Below are 24,666 nucleotides of genomic sequence, written 5' to 3' on the forward strand. Positions count from 1 at the left end.
AATAGATTCTAATAAAAGGAACTTTAAAGCTACTTTATTGAAGATCCAGGATTACATTATCAAGTGATTGTGATGGAAAATGGCGACATGAAAATAATAGGAGACAATCCATTTTTGTTTTTGGAGATAAATTTTTTATAGTAAAAGGCCCTATTTTATGGTCAAAAACCCTTTTTTAGTATTTTAGTGGATGAACATCTATACCATGTACATATGAACTACATATTATATGGTATAGGTTGATTGAGGAAGGAGGGAATTGAAATGGGGTTTTTTATCTTTTTTAAAACTGCAATCATTATTTTAGTACTTTTCATTCTACTTGTTATTATTCTTAGTGTTTGCTTTTTATTTATTTAAATGAAAATATTAATGAATTGATATAAGGCGTTTCAACTTCGTTGCAACAGCCTTATTTTTTTTAGGATAGGGAAGTATAAAAATAAAACTTTTATTATATGACAGCAATTCATTCAATAGAAGAAAGTAATAGATAGGGGGTGTTTCAACATTGTTGGAACTGCCTTTTTTTTGTTTTTATATTAATGATAATTTTCTTCTTATTAACCTTTGACAAAACGTCAATGAAACATTACGCTGTAAGTAAGGTAAGTAATAAATTGATACTCTATTTTCACATTTTTTTGAAGATAAACTAAAATAATTCATTTTTATTTGGCAAGATCAGTTATAAATGAAACGGAGGAATATTGAGTGGAAATTTTTAATTACATGGAGAAGTTCGACTATGAGCAAGTTGTTTTCTGTCAGGATAAAAAATCAGGTTTAAAAGCCATCATATCAATACATGACACAACACTTGGACCAGCATTAGGTGGGTCTAGAATGTGGCCTTATGTCAAAGAAGAGGATGCAGTCCTTGATGTGTTGCGTTTATCTAGAGGGATGACATATAAAGCAGCAGCAGGAGGATTGAATCTTGGTGGAGGGAAGTCCGTTATAATTGGTAATCCTAGGACGGATAAGAATCCTGAAATGTTTCGCGCTTTTGGTCGATTTATAGAAAGCCTCAGTGGCAGATATATTACAGCAGAGGATGTTGGGACAACAGAAGAGGATATGAACAATATACATAAAGAAACAAATCATGTGACAGGTGTTACACTTTCATCGAGAGGTGCAGGTGGAAATCCATCACCTTCAACGGGGTACGGTGTATATCGAGGGCTAAAAGCAGCTGCTTATGAGAAGTTCGGTACAGATAATTTAGAAGGGAAGGTTGTTGCAGTACAAGGATTAGGAAATGTAGCTTATGCTTTATGTGGGTACCTTCATAAAGAAGGGGCAAAACTAATTGTTACAGATATTAATCGTGAACGAGTGAATAAAGCGGTAGAACAATTTGATGCAAAACCTGTAGATCCAGAAGATATTTATGGTGTAAGTTGTGATATTTTTTCTCCTAATGCATTAGGTGCTGTTTTAAATGATGAAACGATTCCACAATTAAAGGCAAAGGTGATTGCCGGAGGTGCAAATAATCAATTACAACAGGATAAACATGGAGATATATTACATGAGGCGGGGATTCTTTATGCTCCAGATTATATTATAAATGTAGGTGGACTTATTCATGTAGTAGACGAATTAAAAGATGAATTTAACCTTGATCGTGTTATGAGCAATGTAGAAAATATTTATCAAAATATGCAAAAGGTGATAGAAATATCAAAACGAGATCAAATTCCTACTCATTTGGCTGCAAATCGGATGGCAGAGGAAAGATTGGAATCAGCTCTTAAAAACAAGCAAACGAATTAGTAATTAAAGACGATTTATCCGGTTTCGCAGGATAAATCGTCTTTTTATTCATTATTATCTGATGCATCTTCAATTAATTCTGATAACCGTATCAACCCCTTTTCTAATTGCTGTAGTGATGCATAAGAATAGGATAAACGTAGGTGATTTTGATCATTTTGATCATACACATATCCTGGGTTCAGTAAAACTCCTTCTTTTAGTGATTTTTTAAAAAGCTTATGCATAGAAATTTGTTTTTTGATATGAAGCCAAATATAAAAGCCACCCTTTGGTATTTTCCATGTTGTTAATTGTTTAAAATGTTTGTTTAATATTTGAATCATAAAATCTCTGCGTATTTTTAATTCTTTTCTTATCTTCTGAATATTCTCTTCATATAAACCACTGGCTAACCACTCTGCAACAACAAATTGCGAAATGGTACTTGATCCATAATCAGTTTGCATTTTAATATCTGCTAAACGATGGATTACAGGCTCTGGACCTACAATCCAACCTATTCTCAATCCAGGTCCTAAGGTTTTAGACATACTCCCCAAATATAATACTAACCCTTGATCATCTAATACTTTTATAGGATCAGGAGGTAGATTATCAAACCATAAGTCTCCATAAACATCATCTTCAATAATCGGTAACCTTTCTTTTTTACATATATTGATTAAATCCCTTCTTCTACTATTAGACATTAAGATGCCTGTTGGATTGTGATAGGAAGGAATCGAATAAAGTAATGCACCTTGATGTTGTCTTTTTAATCTTGAAATGAAATTTGTTAGTATTCCTTCATCATTCATACGAATTCCAAATAAGTTCATACCTGCTGATTGAAATACTTTTACAGAATTTAAGTAGGAAGGGGTCTCAAGAAAAATGGTTGAACCTCGATGTAATAACCCCAAAGAGATTAACTGCAATGCTTGAAGTCCACCTGAAACAATCAATATAGACGCAGGAGAAGCATGAATATTTTTAGATTTTAAATATTCACTGATCATTTTTCTTAAATAGAGGTCTCCTCTTGGTTCTGAATAACTTAAAGATAATTTCTTTGTAGAATTTTGAATGAATGACTTCATTTTTTCAGTAGGCAACAGTGTTGGTGAGAGTTCTCCAGTTCCCAGACGAATAATTTCATTGTTCATTTCAGCTCTATTGATTTCCTGAATGGTTTCTATATTTGACTGATAGACTCCAGAGTTTGCGTAACTATTCCAATCAGGTGGTGAAATGGAAGAGAGTAAACCCCAGGTATTGTTTACAACCATTGTTCCTTTTCCAACCTTTGACTCGATTAACCCATCAGCAGTTAACTCATCCATTGCGTAAATCAATGTGCTGCGATTCACTTGAAATTTTTTAGCCAAATCCCTTTGTGAAGGTACTTTGGTTCCGACAGACCATTCTCCATTCATGATTTTCCTTTTTAAATCTTCATATATTTGTTGATGTAGTGGAAAAGAAGATGATTTGTTTAACTTCCAATGCTCATCTGACATGTTAGAAACTCTCCAGACTTTTCTTTTAACTATAACAGATTGGTTGGGTAGTTAACCATCCAATTGGTTGGAGACATCGTGAGCTTTTTTTAATAACATAAAACCTAATAAACCAGCAGGGGGTATAAATGTGTATGGAGTGATATTTCATGCTTTTATATTAGCACTAGGATTAATTCTGCCATTAGGGGTGCAAAATGTTTATATATTTAATCAAGGCGCAGTACATTCTAGTTTTTTGAGGACATTACCAGTCATTATTACGGCAATTATTTGTGACACTCTATTGATTTCATTAGCAGTGCTAGGAGTGTCCGTAGTTGTTTTAGAATTTTATTGGATAAAAACGATTTTGTTCTTAGTAGGCATTTTCTTTTTAATTTTTATGGGTTTTGTAACGTGGAAAAGTAAACCTAAAGCTTTAAACAAACAACAAAGCATAGCTTATGATTCAAAGAAACAAATTCTTTTTGCTTTGTCTGTGTCGTTACTAAATCCACACGCTATTTTAGATACAGTAGGTGTGCTTGGAACAAGTTCATTAAAATATGATGGTATAGAAAAAATAGTTTTTACAATTGTTTGCATATTAGTTTCATGGATTTGGTTTATTTCCCTAGGTATTGCGGGGAAGATAGCTGGGAAAATGGATAAATCAGGTCGTTTCATCATTATTCTAAATAAATTTTCAGCATGTGTGATGTGGGGTACTGCGATATATATTAGCTACTCTTTTATTTAATAAAAAAGAAAATCATATTAAAAATTAGTAGATTTCTATGTATTAAATGTTCTAGTTTTTCTAAACTTATATCTATTAAAAAAGTAATTCTGTTTAATTTTTTTGTAATAAATGTAAATTGAAACATAATATAGTGGTATAATATATTTGTTACAAAATATTCAATTTATTGGAGGTATTTTCATTGGGAAGAAAGAAATGGATTAAGGCTGTTTTGGTTAGTGTACTTGTATTCTCTTTGGTTATTCCTGCGCAAGTGTTAGGACATGATGAATTAGGTGATATCAATCTCGAGAAAGGGAAGAGAACGAATTTTGATGATATTACCGTACCTCTATTAGAAGGTAGCAAAAACTTGGAATTTTTAAATGAAGTAGCTACACCTGAAATGGGAATTGTTAGAGATGATGGGTTAGAAAACTCATATGCAGATGTGTATGCTCACAAAGGATATGCATACGTTGGAACACATACTCAAAATGGAGGGAATGGCGGAGTGAGAGTTTTTGATCTAAAAGACCCTGCTAATCCTGTAGAAGTATCTGTATTTGCAAACAATGAATTTCCTTTAACTTGGCAAGAAAAAGTGATTGTGAAATCAGTAAACACTCCTCACTTCAACGGAGACCTTGCTGTTGTTTCAGTTCAACAGTTAGATCGTTCACATCCTGATTCAAAAGGTGGATTTTTATTATATGATGTGACGAATCCTGTTGATCCTCAAAAGCTAGGTTTTTGGGAAGTAGCAAAAAACACTAGAGGAACCCATGAACTATATTTGACGATGCAAGGAAATAGGGCTATTGTGCTAGCGGCAAGTCCATATACTGATTATTATACACATGGTGAACAACACGACTTTCAAATTGTAGATGTTAGTGATCCAACTAATCCGGAGACACTATGGCAGTTTGATCCTAGGACACTTCCTGAAGTAGATGAATCATTTGATGGGTATTATTGGGATTCTCCAGATGGGAAAGTAAGGCGTGTGTTTAATCACAGCACAATGGCTGATATTACTGGAAAATATGCATACATTTCTATGTGGGATTTAGGAACCCTTATATTTGATATACAAGATCCTGATAATCCTACATACTTAGGACGTACTGAGTTTGCTTCCGATCAGCAAGGTTCTGCTCACTCTTCTACACTAGCTAAAGGAGGCACGGTTTTGATAGAAACTCGTGAAGTCTATGCTCCGGTTCGAGATGGATATGAAGAAGCATATGGATACACTCGTATTTTTGATATAAAGGATAAATCAAATCCAACATTACTAAGCGAATTCAAAACAGAGTTAACCTATGATATTCCTGATGAAAATAACGTTACTTTCGCTAAAACAGTACATGATCCTAAGGTGAGAGGAAACACACTTTATCTTTCCTATTATGCAGGGGGAGTAATAATGGTAGATATTACAGATGTTAGTAATCCGACAGAAATTGCTCGTTATACACCGGAATCTGCTTATGTGTGGGGAGTGTTTGTTGATCAAAATTACATTCTTGCATCTGATATGGACAGTGGATTAAAAGTGTTACTGAAAAATAATAGTCAAAAATAAATAAGTCAGTTAACAAAATTATTGTTAACTTTTTAATAAGAGAGGGACTATTTAAGGTCTCTCTTTTTTGTATTTTAATGCTTTATGCACATATTCTTCACATTAGTTTGGTAAACTTGATGAGGATAAGTAATATTTGATAAAAAACGTTCGGGAGTTGATCAACACGGAAAGATTTTGAAAGTGATTTCGGGATAGGATATAAATGGGAATGAAATTTTTAATTTCTACTCAGTTTCTGCACAATTTCCTGCTAAAATAACTATGTCTCTATGTGAGGATTCAACAATAACGATACTTGTGAAGATATCATAAGCTTATGGTTACTTTTTTAAAAAATTTGATTGATGGATATCAAATATGACTAAAGTGATAATTACATGATTATTAATGGTAGGAGATGATGTTATGAAAAAAATTTTAATCGTAATAGGAATGTTTATTTTTATTTTAACAGGTTGTGCGAACACAGATCATGTACAAGAATCTGAATCTAATTCTGGAAAGCAAAATGAAGAAAAGAATCAAAATGAAGCAAATGATAATAAATCTAATGATAGTGGGGTTACATCTGAAGGTGAACAAGATGATCCCGAAAGATCCACCCCAGATTTAACTGAAATGGATATGATTGAATTCGGACATGTTCACGGTATGGGTTTTAATTCTGAAGGAAATCGATTACTTCTCTCATCACATACAGGGTTAAAAGTTTATGAAGATGGAATTTGGCGTGAAGGAGAAGGAGAAGGCCATGATTATATGGGATTTGCAATGGCAAAAGATAGTTTTTTTTCTAGTGGACATCCTGCATTGGGGTCTGAATTAAAAAATCCATTGGGAATTGTAAAAAGTTCAGATGAAGGAAAGAATTTAGAACAGTTAACTTTATATGGAGAAGTGGATTTTCATGTGACGGGTGTATCTTATAACACGCATACACTCTACGTTATGAATTTTGCACAAAATAGTATTATGGAAGATCAAGGATTATATTATACACAAAATGAAACTCAAACGTGGATAAAAAGTCTATTAGAAGGTTTCCCTTCGCAGTTAGTACCAGGTGCAGTAACTGTTCATCCAGATGAAGATTCAATAATAGCGATAACTACTGAAGATGGATTATATTTATCAAAAAATTATGGTGACTCTTTTGAAAAATGGTTTGATGGATATCAAATTACAGCTGCATACTTTGATTTTGATGACCAATTATGGGTAGGAACATATAATGGACAAGCTGGACTTCAGTATATGGATCTTAATACAGGTAAAATAACTGCAGTGAATATTCCTGATATGCCCAAAGACGCAATACAGTATATAACACTAAACCCAGAAAATACACTGGAAATGATCATAGCTACTTATAATGTTGATATGTATAAAAGTGTAGACGGGAGTCAAAGCTGGGATACCATTGCTCAACAAGGAAAACCCATATCAAATCTTGATTAAGGTGATATTGAAATGAATATTGTAGAAGAATAACCTTAATTAAAGTATGTTTGTTTATATAAGTTAATATCACAATAAAGGATGCCTTTATATGGCATCTTTTTCTTTTTTTAAAATGGGTAAAGAAATAGTTAACTATTTTACTCATAATTGGGCAGAATATCCAAATAGTGAATAGGCTCACATCAAAACGTTTCTTAGAATAAATTGTAGTAAATAATGCTCTATAAACGAGGTGATATCATTGGCAATGGCTGAAATTTATAAAAGGCTTTTAAAAGGAGAGAAGTTTAAAAAAATAAGTGATCTTAATTTAAAAGAATTAGATATAAAAGATCCTTCGGAGTTAGTAGGTTCTAATCCGGTCTTGAAGGAAGCTGCAAGAAAACACGCTAGAAATTTACAGTACAAAAAAAAATAAACTCAAAATATGAATGAGTTTATTTAAATCCCATGATCTTTTTAACAAGTGGCTCATCTTTATTCACATGAACTGTTTTTACGATTTGCCCTGTAGCTATGTATTCTGAATGATTTGTTTTATGATTTCTATTCGATAGCTTTCTTTTCGCACGATTTTTAATATCTGTCGGTTCAATTGGAGTTCTTGACATCGTAATCACCCCTTTATTTAATGATATAAAAAAACTAGTTGTAGAGTCAAGTGGAATTACTAGCGTTTTCTGGTGGAGTCGTTAAAGCAACCATGTATTCAATATTCTCAATGTTTTTACTAATATTATGATGTAAAAGTTCAACTAGATGTTTATCCAATACATCAAATTCATATGTATAACTACTTAAAACTGTAACCATCTCCTGATGATTATAAGAATAGTACATAACTAAATAGTTTTTTTTAAATAAATTATCATTGTTAATTTTGTTTCTAATCATTACTTTTTCAGTTTCTTTCGATTCATGTATTAATTCATCAAACATTTTTGGGAAACTACTCAAATGGATTTCATACACAAAATGAGCATCAAATTCCTTCTGATATCCTTCCTTTATTTCATTTAAAAAATGCTCCAATACTTCTCGAAAATCCATAGAAGGGACGGACGATTCATCATTTAAAAATTGCAATGTTGTAGCCTCAGCATCATTACTAGATAAGTATGCCATTAATTTAGCTTTACCACCTGTGATTTCAATGGTTTGGATGGCTGCTTTTTCCACGTTTTCTACTTCAATTTCCATACGAAATAATTTAATTCGTCTTAATCTTCTAAATCCGACTGGAATGATTAGAAAGATAATCATCCAAATGACTAATAAAGAAATACCTCTAAAAATGATTCTATTTAAATCAGATTGTATGATTGATTTCAAAAATGATTGCCACTCAGTCTCTTTACTTGGGTTTGCGAGGTTGACTTGTATTTGCATTTCCGAATCTATTTTTAATGTATTCCCATCTATATTTTCTAAAATTTCCTCTACAATGGGTTTCTCTGATAGTAAGAAAAACGACAATGGATCTACTTTATAAGTTTTATAGCCCAGCAATCCAATAGATATAAGCATCCATCCTCCAACAAGAATAATACCAACAGTATATAAGTAAGGGATAAATGAATCAACCCACATAAAAAAAGTTCGTTTTTCATATTGTAATGAATTCTTATTTTTAAACATCCGAACTCCCTCTCCTCAAATTCATAATTAAATGTCATTTAATGAATTGTCTACTCATTTATTCAATATATTCGTTTTTTTTAACATAATTCCTTCCAAAAAAATCATTTAATTGAAATTTTAAACACATGTATTTTTAAAAAAATGTGTCATATCACGCCGAAAAAATGTTAAAAAAATAATTGTATTTTGTTGTAAAATAACTATTTTTAACCTCTTTTGCTAATATATTGATTTCTTAAAAAATATTAAATAGAATGTACTTGAGTTCTGTTATTTTAAAAAGGGGATAAGGAGGACGAGTTGTTTTTTTACTTAAAAATTAGTCAAATGAGAGGAGTTATTTTAGTATGATTCAAAGAAATTATAAGCAGTTCAAAAAGCACTTTATTTTAATGTTACTTGTATTATTTGCAGTTACTAGTTTTGGTTTAGGATCAGTGCAAGCACAGAATAATGAGGTTATGAATTTAAATGATATAATCTCAGACTTTAATGGAGATAAAAGCGACATCCTACTTCCAACAGATCAATACAATGATGAAGATGAAATTCGAGTAATTATTGAATTAGAAGGGGATCCAGCAATACATTTTGCACAAAGTAAAGGCTTGAAATATAAAGAGCTTCCCTCATTTAAAAAAGAAGAACTTCAACAAGAGATTGAAGTGGAGCAAACAGATCTATTATCTCAAATTGGTTCGCAAGGTATTGAGCTAGATGTTGAAAATCAATTTGCAATTGTAGCAAATGGGATAAGCGGAATGATAAAGTATGGAGATATTTCTCGAATAGAATCGCTTTCTGGAGTTTCTTCAGTATATATTGTTAATAAATACGAACGTCCAACTCAGAAACCGCAAATGATATCCAGCAAGGATTTAGTCCAGGCGAAAAATACATGGGAATCCGAATATGGATACAAGGGTGAAGGGATGGTCATCGGTATTATTGATTCAGGTATAGACCCTTCACATAAAGATATGATTATAACAGATGATAGTTTAGTAGAATTAACTTCCGATGAAGTAGAGTTGCTAGCTTCAGATAAACAGCTGCCAGGAGAATATTTTACAGTTAAGGTTCCATATGGTTATAACTACGCTGATAAAAACAATGAGATTGTAGATTTAGGTGCCGGGGCATCTATGCATGGTATGCACGTTGCAGGAATTGCAGCAGCAAATGGTGACGAAGAAAACAATGGGATTAAAGGGGTTGCCCCAGAGGCTCAATTGTTAGCTTTAAAGGTTTTTGGAAATGATCCTGAAATGCAATTTACTTATGGTGATATTTATATTAAAGCCATTGATGATGCGATTGCATTAGGTACTGATGTTATTAATATGAGTTTAGGTTCTACAGCAGCGTTTGTTGATGCTGATGATCCAGAACAACAAGCTATTAAACGAGCTGTAGATAATGGAGTGATGATGGCTATATCAGCTGGAAACTCTGGATACTTCGCTAAAGATTTTAATCCTTTTGCTTCAAACCCTGATATTGGTGTAGTAGGAGCGCCAGGTTTATCTTATGAATCTTTACAGGTTGCATCGATAGAAAATTCTGAAATTCAATTAGATCAAATGTCAATAACGGTAGGAGATGAAACACTACCAATTGCATATAAAAAACAAAGCAGCACTCCGCAGGCACTGGATGTGTTTGGTAACAATGAAATGGATGTTGTTTATGTAGAAGATGGACAACTGGATAAATATGAAGGCAAAGATGTTGCAGGAAAAATTGTGTTTGTAGTTCGTACGGGTGGTTTTTTCTACGCTCAGATTGAAGGACAAGCTGAAGAAGCAGGAGCTGCGGGGGTTATTGTTCGCGGTAGAGAGTCACATGGTGACTACGTTAGTATGGCACTAGATAGTCCAACGATCCCAATGGTTACTTTAAGTATATCAGATGGAAATATGCTAGAAGAAAAAGTGATAGATGCTGGAGGTACGATGAAGGTTACCTTTACAGGGGAAACGTTGAGTGTACCAAATAATAGAGCTGGTCAGTTGGCAGATTCAACGTCTTGGGGTGTCACATCAAACTTAGACTTTAAACCTGAAATCACGGCTCCAGGGGCACAAATTTTATCTACATTAAACGATGATCAATATGGTTTAATGAGTGGTACTTCCATGGCTGCACCACATGTTGCAGGGGGATCTGCACTTGTATTACAACGTGTTGAAGAAGAATTCCCTGATTTAGAAAAAGCAGACAAAGTAAATATGGCTAAAAATCTATTAATGAATACATCCGTACCTATTACAGACCCGGAAGGTATGTTATATACTCCACGTCGTCAAGGTGCAGGTTTAATGCAACTTCTTTCTGCAGTGAATACACCAGTTGTTGTAACAGAGAAAATAACAGGAGAAGCAAAAGTTGCTCTAAGAGAGGTTGATAATGAGTTTTCATTTACGTTAAATGCAACTAACTATAGCGATGAGGATGTAACCTATCAAGTTAGCGCCAATGCTTTAACGGATTTAGTAGAAGATGGTTATAATCTATTGTCTACTCAAGAAATAGAAGGTGTTACGATCGAAATTGATACACCTGAAGTTACTATACCAGCTGGTGGTAGTGAAGATATTCATATTAATTTCGATATTTCGGGTGTAGAAATTGAATTAAATGCATTAATGGAAAACGGTTATTTTGTAGAAGGTTTTGTAACGTTAACAGATATTACGAATTTAGAAGACGACGATATGTCTTATCCAGTTCTTACAGTACCATACGTTGGTTTTCATGGGGATTGGAACGATCCACCAATTATTGATGCGCTCAGATATGAAGACAATTCTTTCTATGGATTTACTGGTTTAGTAGGTTCTGAGGATTTCCTTGGATATGATAGTGCTACAGATTCGTATTTGCTAGTAAAGGTTGCTTTTTCTCCAAATGAAGATGGCATCGATGATACGGTTACACCTATATTATCTTTTTTAAGAAACTCTACTATAGTTGAATACAGTATTCTTGATGAGGATTTAAAACCATTAAGAAAAATAAGAACAGATTATAATGTTAGAAAAGATTACTATAATGGCGGAAGAGCTGATTATTATTCGTTTTCATCTACAACAGAATGGGACGGTTTTGTTAAAAATAAATTAGTAGAAGATGGTTTATATTATTATCAAGTTAAGACTCAAATTGATTACGAGGGGAAAGATCCACAGATATTACAAATTCCTGTAACAGTGGATACAACAGCACCTGAAATTAATGATTTGAATTATGATTCTGAGAATATTGATCTAACTATTGATGCAGAAGATAGTGGAATAGGTATTAATTATTATGTAATTTTAATAGAAGGAGAGCAAGTAGATTCTGTACCGTATGAAGAAGACTCTACAACATATGAATTTGCAACTAGACCTGCTGAAGGAGCAATGATTGATGTAATCGCGGTAGATTATGCAGGAAACGCAGTAATGGAATCTACTTTAGGAGAAGAAGATGAAGGGGTTCCGAATATTTTTGCAACTTCTCCGGAAGCATTAGGAATATTTGATACGTTAGCTGTCGAGTTATCAGGATATATTACAGATATTTCTGAAATTGAAAGCTTAACACTAACAGGAGATACGGTGCTTGATTCTCCGATAACCGTAGATTTACAGTGGAATGAAGTAGAAAATAGTTATGATTTTAATACAACAATCTCATTTTCAGAAGATGGAGTACATGAATTTTATATATCAGGATCAGATGTAGTTGGGAATGAAATTGGATTTAATCGAATGATCTTTGTTGATTCAACAGCTCCAACGATTGATGTTTTTGGACTTCCTGAGAATGGATATGTAGCAGCAGATGAAGAAGATCCAACAATAACTGTAAATGTAGCAGATAATTTTGATGAATTACGATTCTTAGTGGATGGCAGTGAAGAGTTCTATCATCCATTCATAGAACCTTATGAAATGAGATCTTTATCTGAGGAATTAGAATTAACACTTCCTTTAGAAATGGGCAATAACTCATTTATTTTGGAAGCGGTAGATTATGCTGGTACAGTAACTACAGAAGTTGTATCCATTTATAAAGGAGAAGAACCTCCAGGAGCACAAATTGAGGAATTAACCGTTGATCCTCAACAATATGTAAGCATGGACAGACCTGCTACTATTAATGCCACTGCAAGCGAGTCTATTCTATGGGATGTTAAAATAGTAGATCCAGAAGGTGAAGAAATGGACCTTCCATCAAGTGTAGGGGATACGTACGAAACCACATTTGAACCAGATGAATTTACATTGAACGGAACTTATACAGTGGTAGCATCAGGTTCGATTGATGGAGAGGATAATGTGTATGGAACTGAAGCGGTATTTACAGTATATAACTACCCATTAATGATTCAATCTGTAGATACATTAGATGGGAATGGAGAAGCAAAGACTAATTTCACCCAAGGTGAGAATGTTAAAATACAAGCTAGCATTAAAAACTTAGGACCAGATACTGCTGAAGATCCTTTAATTATAATTCAAGTCAAAGATGAAGAGGAATCAGTAGTTTATTTAGGGTTCTTTACTTTATTTGAAATTGCCGATGGTGCTACAAATGGTGCAGGAGTACAGTTAAATGATTTTGATGAAGGATCGTATACTGTTGATGTATTTGTTTGGGATCAGTGGGATACTCCTTCTGCTCTATCGGAAGCTAATAAAGAAACCGTGTTTACTATAGAATAGTAGATTGAAATCAAACTTTCGGTGAGGAAATAGATGCTTACTGAAAGTTTGATATAACCATAATGAACCTTTTTATTATTTTCTTATTACAATAGAAGAAATAATACGGTAAATGGAATAAGAGGGGCGTGAAATATTTGAAGAAGGTTTTTATAATCATCCTATTATTGTCTCTAATTTTTGGAAATATGATGTTAAGTTTAGCACAGGATACAACGTCTGTTGATAAATCAGTTGATGAAAAGCAGGTTGAAGAAGGACAAAGTGAAACACCATCTGACGGAATGGAAGAAGCTTCGATCAATGCAGATGTAAACATTTCAACGGATCAACAATCTTATATTCCAGAAGACACTGTAGTCATAACGGGAAATATTTTGGTGAATCAACAACTGATGAGTGAGATCGATGTATTACTCACGATTAATGAAGGCATGAATGGAATATTCACAGGTCAAACTAAAACAGATGCTAATGGGAATTATGAATTTACTTATAGAATTCCAGAAGATGCTAATCCAGGTGAATATATTGTAACTGTAACATCTCTACAACAATCTAGTGAACTAACTTTTGAAGTTATACAAAATAATCCAGAAGAACCAGAAGAACCAGAAGAACCAGAAGAACCAGAAGAACCAATACAAATAGAATTAACAGTTACAGCAGATCCAAATAAGTATTATCAGGGAGATACAGTAGTTATTTTAGGTAAACTCCTAACAATAAACGATGAGCCCGTAAGCGATGCTGTAGTTTTTATTACGGTTGAAACAAATGATCAGCAAATTTTTAGTGACGATGTTATCACTAATGAAGAAGGTTTCTATGCAATTACATTTGATCTTTCTGAAGAAGCTATAGAAGGAGAATATGAGGTATTAGCAACACATGAGTCACAGTTAGTCAGATCTACTTTTGAAGTAGAGGAACTGGATGAACAACCTACACCAACGGAAAAAGAACTGACCGTTTCAGCAAAGAAATCTAAATATAATCCAGGTGATGAAGTTTCAATCTCTGGTAAGGTAAAGAAAGATGGTAAGTCCGCGAGTTCTATTGACGTTCTGATTACAATTGAAAGGAACGGACAAGAATTATTTGCAGGTCAAGAGACTACAAATGGGCAAGGTAAATATTCATTAAATTATAAGCTGGGTTTAGATGCAAGCATAGGGGAGTATGATATCTCAGCAACTTCTGTAGGTATAACAGAGAACACTACGTTTGACGTTGAATTAAAACAATCAGACAATTCTTCAGGAGGAAATGATAATCCTAGTAGTGGCAGCAGTAGTAATACACCTCCTACAGAAGAAGTAGAAGATGAGATTTTACTCGTTAAAGAAGCTGATATTAAGGATCAATTGAATAGTAATCTTAAACAAAATGTAGAAATTAATTTAAATGATAACACAGGCGACAAGGTTTTAGTTGAAATTAATAAGGATATATTAAATAAAATACAAGATGCAAATAAATCATTAGTTATTGAGAAAGAAAATATTAAAATAAATATTTCACCTGAAACACTAAAAGGGATTATTGGGCTATCTGGTAATGATATTACATTTTCTATGGATAAAGTAGATCCAAAAAAATTAACGAAAGCTAATACAGGACAGACTATCGTTTCAGATATTGTAGACTTAAAAATTACAACTAAGAAAAATTCTAATTCAACTGAAATTTCATCCTTTAATGAACCTATTGAAATTGCAATAAATATAAATCAAATTTTAGCAAAGGATACAAGAAAAGTAGCGGGTTATGTGTTAAATGAGAAAGAGAATGAATGGGAATATGTAGGTGGTAAAGTGAAAAATGGTGTATTAATTATTAAAACTACACATTTTTCAAAGTACACTGCAATTTCTAATGATAAGACATTTTCCGATATACAGAATTTAAATTGGGCTAAAGACGCGATTGAGGTGTTAGCTTCTAGAGGTATTATTAAAGGCACTTCGGATGATACATTTGCACCTTCAGATGAACTAACAAGAGCTCAATTTGCATTACTTGTAGTACGTGCATTGAATATACCACTAGAGGAATTTAAAGGTGCTTTTATTGATGTTCCTGAAAGTTTAACTTGGAGCGTTCTTGAAATAGAAGCTGCGCAAAGATCGGGTATTGTTCAAGGGATTTCAGAAGGAATATTTGAACCAAATGAAAAAATTTCACGTGAACAAATGGCTACAATGATCATTCGTGCAATAAATTATAAAAACCCTGCACTTGTTGATATTAAAGAAGAATTATTATTCAATGATACTTCGGAAATTCATGAGTACGCTTTAGATGCAGTTTCAACTGCTGTTAGTCTAGGAATCTTAAACGGAAAAGCAGATAATAGTTTTGCTCCTAGAGACTTTGCAACTAGAGCAGAGGCTGCTGTATTGTTATATAACTTATTGAACACATTGGAACAATGATAAGGTTATTATATATATAATGTTTGAATTTAGAGAGAGATCTATTATAGGTCTCTCTTTTTCTTGCCAGTTCTATTTATTTATGATGGACAGAATGTTTTTAAAATTATAATAAAACTAAGATCTGTGATAAAATTGGCATATGTTTTTTCGGTTTGGAAATAATATACATGAAATAAAAGCTACATATAATTATAAATTCACAAAAACTAAGGATGATGGTATGGTTTATTTCCTCTTTTTTATTGCAGCAAGTTGTACTATTTTTTTGGCAATAAAGCTCTCTAAATATGTGGATGTGATTAAAGAAAAATCGTCCGTTAATGGAGTGTTATTAGGGCTTATGCTTGGTGGGGCTACATCATTACCAGAAATCACTACAAGTGTGACTTCCATTGTGATTAATAATCCAGATATTGCGACTGGAAATGTGTTAGGCAGCAATTTGTTCAACTTTATGATTTTAGCAGTTGTAGATATCATATTTAGAAAGACCCGAATATTTAACTATTCAAACAAACAAAATATGATGACGAACATCCTCGTTATGTTACTTTTAATCTTTATTTCAGTTTCTATATATTTTAAAATATCGTACCACATTTTTGGTATTGGATTAGATTCAATTGTGTTAGTGCTTGTGTATGGTTTAGGGATGTGGTTTATTTCTAAAGTTGAAAATATTCCTACAACACAACCTATAAAAGATTCTAAAAAGTATGAAAAATTCACTTTAAAAAGAGCGATTATATCCTTTATTTTTGCGGCTATATTCATTTTAGTATTTGGTTCAATATTAACTATCTCAGCCGATAAAATCGCAACGTTGACTGGAATTGATGCTTCATTTATTGGGACATTTTTAGTTGCAGCAAGTACAAGTTTGCCTGAAGCGGTTTGTATTATTGTTGCAATACGACTTTTAAATTATAATTTAGCTATTGGATCGATTCTAGGAAGTAACACCTTTAATATTTTAATTTTAATATTTACAGATGTGTTGTATAGAAAAGGCAGCTTATTATACCATTCTAGCCCAAATCACTTATATACTGTTACTGGTACATTCGTACTTGCAGTAATATGTACGTATGGATTGATTAGGAAACAATCAAAAAATAATTTTACGTATGTTCTACCGAGTATCTTGGTAGTGATAAGTTATTTTGTTGTTAGTTATTTAATGTTCATTCAAGCAAAATAATAAAAGCTTCTTTCTGAGACTCTAAAGAAATTTATAAATCTTAAGTTATAAAGGAAACCCTGTGCGTATAACAACTAGCACAGGGTTTATTTCCTAATTCTAAATATAACGAGGGAATTGTTATACTTAGTGAATTACATTATTTTTAATCCATTTTTTCTGGTCCTTTATCAGGAACGATATAATCTTCCGCAGTTGCTTTGTTTGAATCTTGGATTAAATGATCAAATGTTTGAATATTATTCAAAAGACCTGCTGCTAAAGCTCCATCACTGAAATAGGCAACTTGATCAATTGTGAATCCATATTCAGTAACACTAAAGTCTGTTTCTAAAGTAGCGCTGATTTCATCTCCATCTACAGTAACCCAGAACGCACTTTGAGATCCATCATAACTTGCTACCGTACTTCCATTTTTATCTTTAATATGAACAAAATCATAACTTGCTTCAGTTGCAAAAGTTGAAAAATGAATAGCAACTTGCTGTGCTCCAGGTTTTGAATAAGTGTAAGTTTCCGTATGATTATTTGGATAAGGATGAGGTGTATCATAACTTACATTCTCATAGAACCACTCACCTAGTTGTTCCTCTGGAAAAGTAGCGCTTAAGATATAAGAGTTGGTACTATTAGCACCGTTGTAGCCAACAACTTGAAGATAGAATGTATCTGCACCTGATGCTGTATATAGGATAGATTCACTTGATGTGCTCCCATTTATGGATTTATCCAATTCAACTCCGCTGCTATTGAATAAATAAAGGTCATAATCTAAAGGTAAACTTGTTAAGTCTATGGAGATATCTCCAGATCCTCCAGTTGTAAAGGTGTAGAAGTCTACATCACTTGAAGTAGAAATATATGAAGTATATGACACACCACTTGAAATTGAATACGCATCATTTAATGTATTGTTAGGTTCAAAGGTGTCATCAGTAGGGATTGTAGTAGAATCACCAATACCTACAGCAGCCAAACCATCTGCGACCGCATTATATTCTACACTATTTTCTCCGAATATATCAGTAGCTGATTGCAACAGTGCATTACGTGCATCTTCAAATTGTGAAAACTGTGTTAAATATGAAGTTAATGCTCTGTAATATATTTCCCCTGACTTATCAAAGCCTATGTTTGTAGCAACATTATAAAATGCTTTGTTCGTGATTGAGCTATTAATGTGTACGCCTCCCCAATCACCTTCCCTTGTATTAGGCAGTACTCTAAAGTCATCCATATGATCAGGATATCCAAAAATTGTTGGATCTTCCATACTTCTGATTGCATCATTACGAGCAATGAAAATATCTTCTCCAATTAACCATTCTGTTGAACCTTCATACTCTACCTCAGCTAAGATGCCAAATACATCAGAGAAAGATTCATTTAAAGCACCAGATTGAAATTCATATTCTAAATTTGCTGAAGAGTCAGTAACAGCATGTGTTAATTCGTGTGCTACAACATCTAAAGAAGCTGATAGAGAGGTGGTAGTACTCCCATTTCCATCACCGTAAACCATTTGTGAGCCTGTCCAGAAAGCGTTTTCAACGTTTTGTCCTAAATGTACACTTGAAATAATATCAGCACCATTGTTATCATAACTGTTTCGACTATGCTTATTTAAGTAGTAATCATACACGATCCCAGCATAAAAGTGTGCATCAACAGCTGCACGTTGAACTGACGAACTAAAATTATTATTATCGTCTGTCACATAAACACCAGGACTTGGGTTGAAATTATCTAGAGGAGTTTCTGTGTTTTGTGCATCATAAGTTCTAATCACACCATTCATCGGTTTTGTAGTATCGTGCAAATAATATAAACCTTGAGATAAGTAAGTATTAAGTGTTTTTGTGTCACCATGTACACCAGTTCCAGTACCTGTTTCTGCCGCATCAACAATTCTATTTACGGATTTTAATACTTTACCTTTTTTAGCATCAATATAGAAAAATTCTCTACCAAGATAAGGCTCCATAAATTGTAACTCTACCACATATACAGGTTGCCATTTGTTTTCATGTTCATATAAGTATAGTTCTGAAGTTGGCTCTACTGTGAAAGTATTCTCATCAGGTGTAAAGCTTAAATTTTTCTTTGCTACATTAATAGCATCTTTTTTAGAAAGTTTTACTGATTTATTCCATTTTTTCTTCTCTAGTTTCGGTTCTGCTTGTCCATTAATCGCTGTAATAATTCCATTTTTATCTGTGTGAATGATTAATTCAGCACCATAAACTGGAATACCATCTACCGATTGTTTTGTACGATAATGAGTCATGCCCAGCTTATCAGTCTCAACAGATTTTACTTCAAATTCACCGGCATCCAGTTGAAAAACATCTTTATTTTCATCAAGAAAATCTAAAACATCAATGTTTTGATCAGACAACTCTCCAGAAATAAATCGAGGAATTCCTTTTTTCTCGTCCCAAGAGACCTTAAACTTTTTATTCGATTTATCTGATTTTTCAAGCATCTTATTGAGTTTTTGGAGTTGTTTTGATTTGTCCTCCTTAATAGATTCTGCATTAACATTGCTGGAAATTGGTAAAAGAAATACGCCAAGTGTAAGAGCTATAGATAATATCAATGAAACTAATCTGTTCTTTTTCATAGTTTCCACCTTTCTAAGAATGATTTAAGATTTTTTTGTAGATATCATTACTAAACTATTAAACCTACTAAATCACCCCTTTCACTTGGAAATAGAATAAACATTACCCTTTAGTTTTGATATCACCCCCTTGTAAGAATATACATTTTTCAATTTTCTGACTCTTTTAATTGAATTAAAAAAACCAAATAAGCCATCATTATCTAGTATACATATATATTAAATATTGTAAATAAGCATTAATAACTATAAATATTTGTGAATATTTTCACTTTATTAAATCTTTGATAAATATATCCTGCTATTTAGTTAAAAAACGAACTTGATTTAATCAAGTTCGTTTTATGGGGTGTTTAGATGGTCATTTCGTCTGTACAATCGTGTTCCAGAAACTAGCTGGTTCTTGGCCTAATCTCCAAGCAGCGACTCCACCTAAAGAATATTCTTTAGCTAATTCTAATCTTGCTTTTACTGTTTGGTCATCCTCTAACCAGAAAACATAAGTAAAACCATCTTTTTTGTACTCAATTTTATACTGATTAAATCTCTCATCCCATGTTGAAGTATATTCGTTTTCTTTTAATAGATCTTCTACACCAAATGAATAGATGGCTCGATTTCCTACAAGAGTACCACTGCTGTCAAATTTCCACTCACGGATATAAAATGGTATGCCTAAAATTAATTGCTCTCTGGACATTCCATAGGATAAAAATTCCTCAATTCCTTCCTTTGCCCATTGAAGACCCGAAACAGAACCTGCCACATCACTTCCAGACCAATGTTGATCGTAAGCCATAATTACAATGTAATCTACGATTTTTGATAATGCCTCGTGGTCGTAGGCAGTTTTATGGTTCCATGCTAAACTGCCTCGAGGTAAATCAATAGATATAGTCAGGTTTTTCTTATGTGCTGCTTCGGTTAGTTTTTGGATAAAGGAAGTATAGGCTGCACGATCCGTACCATATAGGGATTCAAAATCAATATTAAGTCCATCTACACCAATTTTCACACTCTTAGTTATAAGTTCATTAATAAAATGATTTTGAGCAGTCTCATCTGCTAAAAATGATGATGTCAATTGACCATCAAATTGATTGTGAACAAGCGGATGTACTTCAATTCCCTTTTTGTGCAACATTTTTACGGTTTCTTCATCCGAAGTATCTTCAAATTCACCATTCGCATTTTTTAATTTAAACCATGTTGGAGAATCAATATCCAATCCGACGGCTTGATTAACGTGATCTAAGATAGTAGACTGATTAGATGTTCCATTCCAACCCCAGACTTTAAGACGTGAGCTGTTGTCCCATAGTACCTTTTCTCTACGATCTATAATTTTGGTTTGTTCCTCTGTTAAAGCAAATTGTACAGCTTCTTGAATAGTATTAAATTTGTTTAAGTTATTATCTTGTTGAAGAACCTCATAGTTAGGTTCATTAAACCAAAGCTCATTACCCTGATGCTCTATAGAAGTACGTACAAAATATTTTGCATAAGCAATCGCTTGATCTAAATGATAGAAGGAATTAATCTCCCTACCGCTTTGTTTAACAACAAAGTTTTTCTCATTAGAATATACTTCTTTATTCGTTTTTGTGTTCATAATGATGGAATCTTTTATCTTTATCGCTTCGTTAATAGCATCTTCAAGATATGACACCTTAATTGAGGACTCTAGAGAGGGTGCGCTAATCTCATAAATAGAGCTTTGAGCACGTAAAGTTTCTTTTTGCTCCGCTGTGAGATCATCCCAAATCCATTCGTTAGAAGTGAGATCTATAATATGAACATTTCCCCATTTATAGGTTTCTTTTTTCGCATCCTCTAGCGTTTCGAAGGTCCATTCAGGTAATGTTTTATTATCCCCTTGAATAAGTATGTAATTTGCAAAGTTATCCCATACAATTCCTGGTTCATGAAGGTTCTTAATTAAAGCTTGTTTATGTTTTTGAGCTTCTGACAATGCTTCTTCATAGGTACTATACCTCTTTTGAAGAGGCTCTCCTTTAACGATTACTTCATATTGTGGGAAATTGCTATAAACCCATTCACGTGTAGTAATGTCCTCAACATAACTGTTTAAAAAACTGTTGGCATAATTTTTGGCTTGAACCAGACTAGAAAACTCTTTAAGTTGGTTGTCGTTTTGATAGACTCGGTATTTCGTAGTTAAATCTTGTGCAGTGATGGTGGATAAGGGGAAAACCTGTAAAATTAAAACGATCAAAAGTAATAAAGGTAAACATTTTTTCATATAAGTCATCTATCATTCCTCTTTCTGCTAGATTCTATTAATATAGACGAATGATAAGTGGAAGAGTTGCGCAAAAATTTGGTATAGAAATTTAATTTTATAAAAGAGTAGGAAGTGGTAGTATGTGAAGAATTGCATTCTATTTTCTAGTAGAATACTTTTTCATCAGATCCCTACTAAAGTATTGTTTCCCAATAAACGCTGTAACAACAGAGACAATAAGTATAAGACTTAATATGGATACGGCTGGAATTGTTCCTATTTTAGGAATCATGACAGTAAAAATTCCTAAAAAGGTAATTTGTATTGCAAGACCTATCGATCTAAATAAACTTTCAACACGACCCATTTTATCGTTTGGAATGATTTCCATCATTAAGATGTTTCTTGTTATCCTTGTTATTGCATGCCCTAAACCAAATATTATAGATAGTATGAGGAACAATATAATGACAGGGAAAATGGCTGTAAGTATCATAGATAATGTAAACATGAGTATTCCAGCAAGTAAAATTTTTATATTTCCAAATCTTTGAATAAGTACAGGTATGATCATTCCAGCTAGAAGTGCTCCAATTCCATATAACATTTCATGAATACCATATATTGAACCATCCGCCTGCAGTGTTGCTTCTATATAAATTGGAAAAACATAATTTGTGATCATGATAACAATATATGGGGTAAATGCAGAAAATAATAATAAAAATAAGAATGGGCGCTCCTTTAAGTAATCGTATCCTTCACGCATTTTCTTCCTAAAGGAAGTGTCTATCATTTCATGACTGGGGTATTTCGTTTTAATATACGGTATCGTTGACAAAATTAAAAATGCAACTGCATAAGTGATTGCATCCATGATTAATATCCAATGAAGTTCAATTTTCCCAATTAATATACTGGCAATGCCTCCTGCAACAACTGCGGATAATTGTCCTTGAATTTCCATCATTCCGTTTAAGACTTTATATTGACTGCGGTCAAAAATTTCTTGATTCATGGCAAACAGTGTCGGGTAAAATACCGAATCATATAACATACCACTGGAAAATAATATAACCAAATGCCAAGTAGTGTAACTTCCATTTATAAAACCTACGATTACAAACAAACTGATGATTATAAATCCAATCATTTCAGAACATAATAACAGTTTTTTACGTGAAAGTTGATCAACTAGGTTTCCAATAAAAGGAGCTATTAAGAATAAAATGATGGTTAATAACAGGATAACATATCCCAAAGTACTTGCTCCATTTTCTCTAGTCACAATCATCCAGGGAATTGCAATCATAGTGATACCAGAACCAATAGATGAAAAAATATTTGCCGCTAATATTTTAATAAAACGTTTATCTTTAACAATTAGACTCATTATGAAATTGATTCGCCTTTCAGTATAAGTAGGCTCCGTGGGAGCTTTTTCATTATGTTTTTTATATGTTATTAATGTATCAATTTGTAATTAAAAATACGGAATGATTAGATTCTAAATTTCTTATTTTATAGTAATCTTCTTCAATTTGTTTAGAATTAGTACTAGTTAAATAAATAAATCCAGGATGATCAATGGCCTCCCTTGTGATAGAAATATGCTCTCCTATCTTCTTTTTCATTTCGATATCTGTAAAGGATGGTAAGTTTTTAATATCATTTAATCCAGAATAGCTATGTATTGTACCATTTTCATTGGAAATTAAATTTACTATCGTTAAAAAATGATTTAGTTTATAAGGTTTATCCATAAGGCTTTTTATTTTTTCAGGTTTAACATAACAATCAGCAGTTAATGAAGCATGACTATAATTCAAAGCACTCATCATAATATCTTCTTTATATGCCATTCCCATGATTCTTGCACCTGTTTCTATTAATACGGGTCCTTCTTTAGTTAACATTACTTCAGTATGAGAGGGTCCATGTGCAATTCCCAATGCAGTAAGCACATCTTTCACATAAGGAATGAGCTGATCTTGAAGTGCTCCTTCTAATTCTAAAAGTTCCGATTTATCATAAATCGTATATTTCCCATCAATAAGAATCATACTTTCTTGCCAAATATCACTTATGTAGTGATGGCCATTAAGGCTAATAGCGTTAATAATGTATTGAGTTCCTTCTAAGTATGTTTGAGCAAGTACTTCATCATTTTTAAACCCTAATATATTCGTTTTATTGTATATATTATGAAAAGCTAAATAAACTTCCTCTTCTGAGTTGCAAAACCTCACGCCATCTGAACTAGCACTATTAATAGGTTTTATTACAATAGGCCACTTGTCTAGATTTCTTATCCATTTTAGTAGTTCACTATATTGATTAGTTTTAAAATGGTCTACAGTTTTAATGCCTTGAGATTTTACTGCCTTAGTCATCAAAAACTTATCTCTTCTAGATTTACTTAGTACATCTACATTTCTTATTAAATCTAAATGATAAGATAACAAATCAGAGAGTTCTACTCCTTCTTCTGCTCCAGGCAGTACAAACTCAGGATGATAGGGTTTTAATTTTAGAATTAGTTTTTCTAAATCTCCATCATAAATGAAACTCTCTTCAAACTGATAGTTATGTATATGAGAGGCATTGACATCCAGTTCTTCCATTGTGCTTCTTACATGAATCACTTTGTATCCGTATTTATCAAAGTGATAAGGAAGCTGGCTTCCACTTGAATAAGCGTCAACGATTACACAGCTTTTCATATGTCATCTCCATT

At 32.9% G+C, this 24,666-nt stretch carries 15 protein-coding genes; 8 read left to right on the forward strand and 7 right to left on the reverse strand.

The window, feature by feature from the left end; genetic code table 11:
• The first annotated feature begins 714 nt into the window (after positions 1-714).
• Entirely contained in the window at positions 715-1,782 is a 1,068-nt protein-coding gene (locus tag EPK97_RS04725) for a Glu/Leu/Phe/Val dehydrogenase dimerization domain-containing protein (protein ID WP_162035475.1), read from the forward strand.
• 44 nt (positions 1,783-1,826) lie between these two features.
• On the opposite strand, the gene EPK97_RS04730 is transcribed toward EPK97_RS04725, so the two are convergent.
• Positions 1,827-3,284, reverse strand: coding sequence for an aminotransferase-like domain-containing protein (locus tag EPK97_RS04730; protein WP_162035476.1), 1,458 nt, complete (start codon positions 3,282-3,284; stop codon positions 1,827-1,829).
• Positions 3,285-3,414: 130 nt separating this feature from the next.
• Between EPK97_RS04730 and EPK97_RS04735 the strand changes: the two genes are divergently transcribed.
• The 4 genes from EPK97_RS04735 (at position 3,415) to EPK97_RS04750 (ending at position 7,481) form a co-directional block, all read left to right on the forward strand.
• Complete coding sequence (locus EPK97_RS04735; RefSeq protein WP_162035477.1) at positions 3,415-4,026, forward strand: LysE family transporter; 612 nt, start codon at positions 3,415-3,417, stop codon at positions 4,024-4,026.
• A 184-nt stretch (positions 4,027-4,210) separates the two neighbouring features.
• The gene (locus EPK97_RS04740) at positions 4,211-5,599 is read left to right on the forward strand and encodes an LVIVD repeat-containing protein (RefSeq protein WP_205690226.1); all 1,389 of its coding nucleotides are present in this window, start codon (positions 4,211-4,213) and stop codon (positions 5,597-5,599) included.
• A gap of 408 nt (positions 5,600-6,007) precedes the next feature.
• Positions 6,008-7,060, forward strand: a complete 1,053-nt coding sequence (locus EPK97_RS04745; protein WP_162035478.1) for a F510_1955 family glycosylhydrolase — start codon at positions 6,008-6,010, stop codon at positions 7,058-7,060.
• A gap of 244 nt (positions 7,061-7,304) precedes the next feature.
• The gene (locus tag EPK97_RS04750) at positions 7,305-7,481 is read left to right on the forward strand and encodes a hypothetical protein (RefSeq protein WP_162035479.1); all 177 of its coding nucleotides are present in this window, start codon (positions 7,305-7,307) and stop codon (positions 7,479-7,481) included.
• Between the two features lie 19 nt (positions 7,482-7,500).
• Here the strand turns inward: EPK97_RS04750 and EPK97_RS04755 are convergent, their stop codons facing one another.
• Together EPK97_RS04755 and EPK97_RS04760 are read right to left on the reverse strand one after the other, a co-directional pair.
• Positions 7,501-7,674, reverse strand: a complete 174-nt coding sequence (locus tag EPK97_RS04755; RefSeq protein WP_162035480.1) for a hypothetical protein — start codon at positions 7,672-7,674, stop codon at positions 7,501-7,503.
• 46 nt (positions 7,675-7,720) lie between these two features.
• The gene (locus EPK97_RS04760) at positions 7,721-8,701 is read right to left on the reverse strand and encodes a hypothetical protein (protein ID WP_162035481.1); all 981 of its coding nucleotides are present in this window, start codon (positions 8,699-8,701) and stop codon (positions 7,721-7,723) included.
• Positions 8,702-9,051: 350 nt separating this feature from the next.
• Between EPK97_RS04760 and EPK97_RS04765 the strand changes: the two genes are divergently transcribed.
• The 3 genes from EPK97_RS04765 (at position 9,052) to EPK97_RS04775 (ending at position 17,061) form a co-directional block, all read left to right on the forward strand.
• A complete protein-coding gene (locus tag EPK97_RS04765) occupies positions 9,052-13,419 on the forward strand; it encodes a S8 family serine peptidase (protein WP_162035482.1) in 4,368 nt (1,455 codons plus the stop codon).
• A 137-nt stretch (positions 13,420-13,556) separates the two neighbouring features.
• Entirely contained in the window at positions 13,557-15,857 is a 2,301-nt protein-coding gene (locus tag EPK97_RS04770) for an S-layer homology domain-containing protein (protein ID WP_162035483.1), read from the forward strand.
• A gap of 223 nt (positions 15,858-16,080) precedes the next feature.
• The gene (locus tag EPK97_RS04775; RefSeq protein WP_162035484.1) at positions 16,081-17,061 is read left to right on the forward strand and encodes a sodium:calcium antiporter; all 981 of its coding nucleotides are present in this window, start codon (positions 16,081-16,083) and stop codon (positions 17,059-17,061) included.
• A gap of 145 nt (positions 17,062-17,206) precedes the next feature.
• On the opposite strand, the gene EPK97_RS04780 is transcribed toward EPK97_RS04775, so the two are convergent.
• The 4 genes from EPK97_RS04780 to EPK97_RS04795 form a co-directional block, all read right to left on the reverse strand.
• The gene (locus EPK97_RS04780; RefSeq protein WP_162035485.1) at positions 17,207-19,684 is read right to left on the reverse strand and encodes a M4 family metallopeptidase; all 2,478 of its coding nucleotides are present in this window, start codon (positions 19,682-19,684) and stop codon (positions 17,207-17,209) included.
• Between the two features lie 361 nt (positions 19,685-20,045).
• Complete coding sequence (locus EPK97_RS04785) at positions 20,046-21,956, reverse strand: glycosyl hydrolase family 18 protein (RefSeq protein ID WP_162035486.1); 1,911 nt, start codon at positions 21,954-21,956, stop codon at positions 20,046-20,048.
• Positions 21,957-22,086: 130 nt separating this feature from the next.
• Positions 22,087-23,322 carry an MFS transporter gene (locus EPK97_RS04790; protein ID WP_162035487.1) on the reverse strand — a complete coding sequence of 412 codons (1,236 nt, stop codon included), beginning with the start codon at positions 23,320-23,322 and terminating at the stop codon, positions 22,087-22,089.
• A 79-nt stretch (positions 23,323-23,401) separates the two neighbouring features.
• Positions 23,402-24,652 (reverse strand): ATP-grasp domain-containing protein, encoded by a 1,251-nt coding sequence (locus EPK97_RS04795; protein WP_162035488.1) that lies wholly within the window; start codon positions 24,650-24,652, stop codon positions 23,402-23,404.
• Positions 24,653-24,666: the final 14 nt, after the last annotated feature.

It is taken from the genome of Chengkuizengella sediminis (genome assembly GCF_010078385.1).
Classification (GTDB): domain Bacteria; phylum Bacillota; class Bacilli; order Paenibacillales; family KCTC-33759; genus Chengkuizengella; species Chengkuizengella sediminis.

What these genes read in the sequence shown, in the direction of transcription:
- EPK97_RS04785 (WP_162035486.1), bottom strand. Translation starts at nt 21,956, where the DNA reads ATGACTTATATGAAAAAATGTTTACCTTTATTACTTTTGATCGTTTTA.
- EPK97_RS04730 (WP_162035476.1), bottom strand. Translation starts at nt 3,284, where the DNA reads ATGTCAGATGAGCATTGGAAGTTAAACAAATCATCTTCTTTTCCACTA.
- EPK97_RS04790 (WP_162035487.1), bottom strand. Translation starts at nt 23,322, where the DNA reads ATGAGTCTAATTGTTAAAGATAAACGTTTTATTAAAATATTAGCGGCA.
- EPK97_RS04745 (WP_162035478.1), top strand. Translation starts at nt 6,008, where the DNA reads ATGAAAAAAATTTTAATCGTAATAGGAATGTTTATTTTTATTTTAACA.
- EPK97_RS04755 (WP_162035480.1), bottom strand. Translation starts at nt 7,674, where the DNA reads ATGTCAAGAACTCCAATTGAACCGACAGATATTAAAAATCGTGCGAAA.
- EPK97_RS04795 (WP_162035488.1), bottom strand. Translation starts at nt 24,652, where the DNA reads ATGAAAAGCTGTGTAATCGTTGACGCTTATTCAAGTGGAAGCCAGCTT.
- EPK97_RS04775 (WP_162035484.1), top strand. Translation starts at nt 16,081, where the DNA reads ATGGTTTATTTCCTCTTTTTTATTGCAGCAAGTTGTACTATTTTTTTG.
- EPK97_RS04760 (WP_162035481.1), bottom strand. Translation starts at nt 8,701, where the DNA reads ATGTTTAAAAATAAGAATTCATTACAATATGAAAAACGAACTTTTTTT.
- EPK97_RS04765 (WP_162035482.1), top strand. Translation starts at nt 9,052, where the DNA reads ATGATTCAAAGAAATTATAAGCAGTTCAAAAAGCACTTTATTTTAATG.
- EPK97_RS04780 (WP_162035485.1), bottom strand. Translation starts at nt 19,684, where the DNA reads ATGAAAAAGAACAGATTAGTTTCATTGATATTATCTATAGCTCTTACA.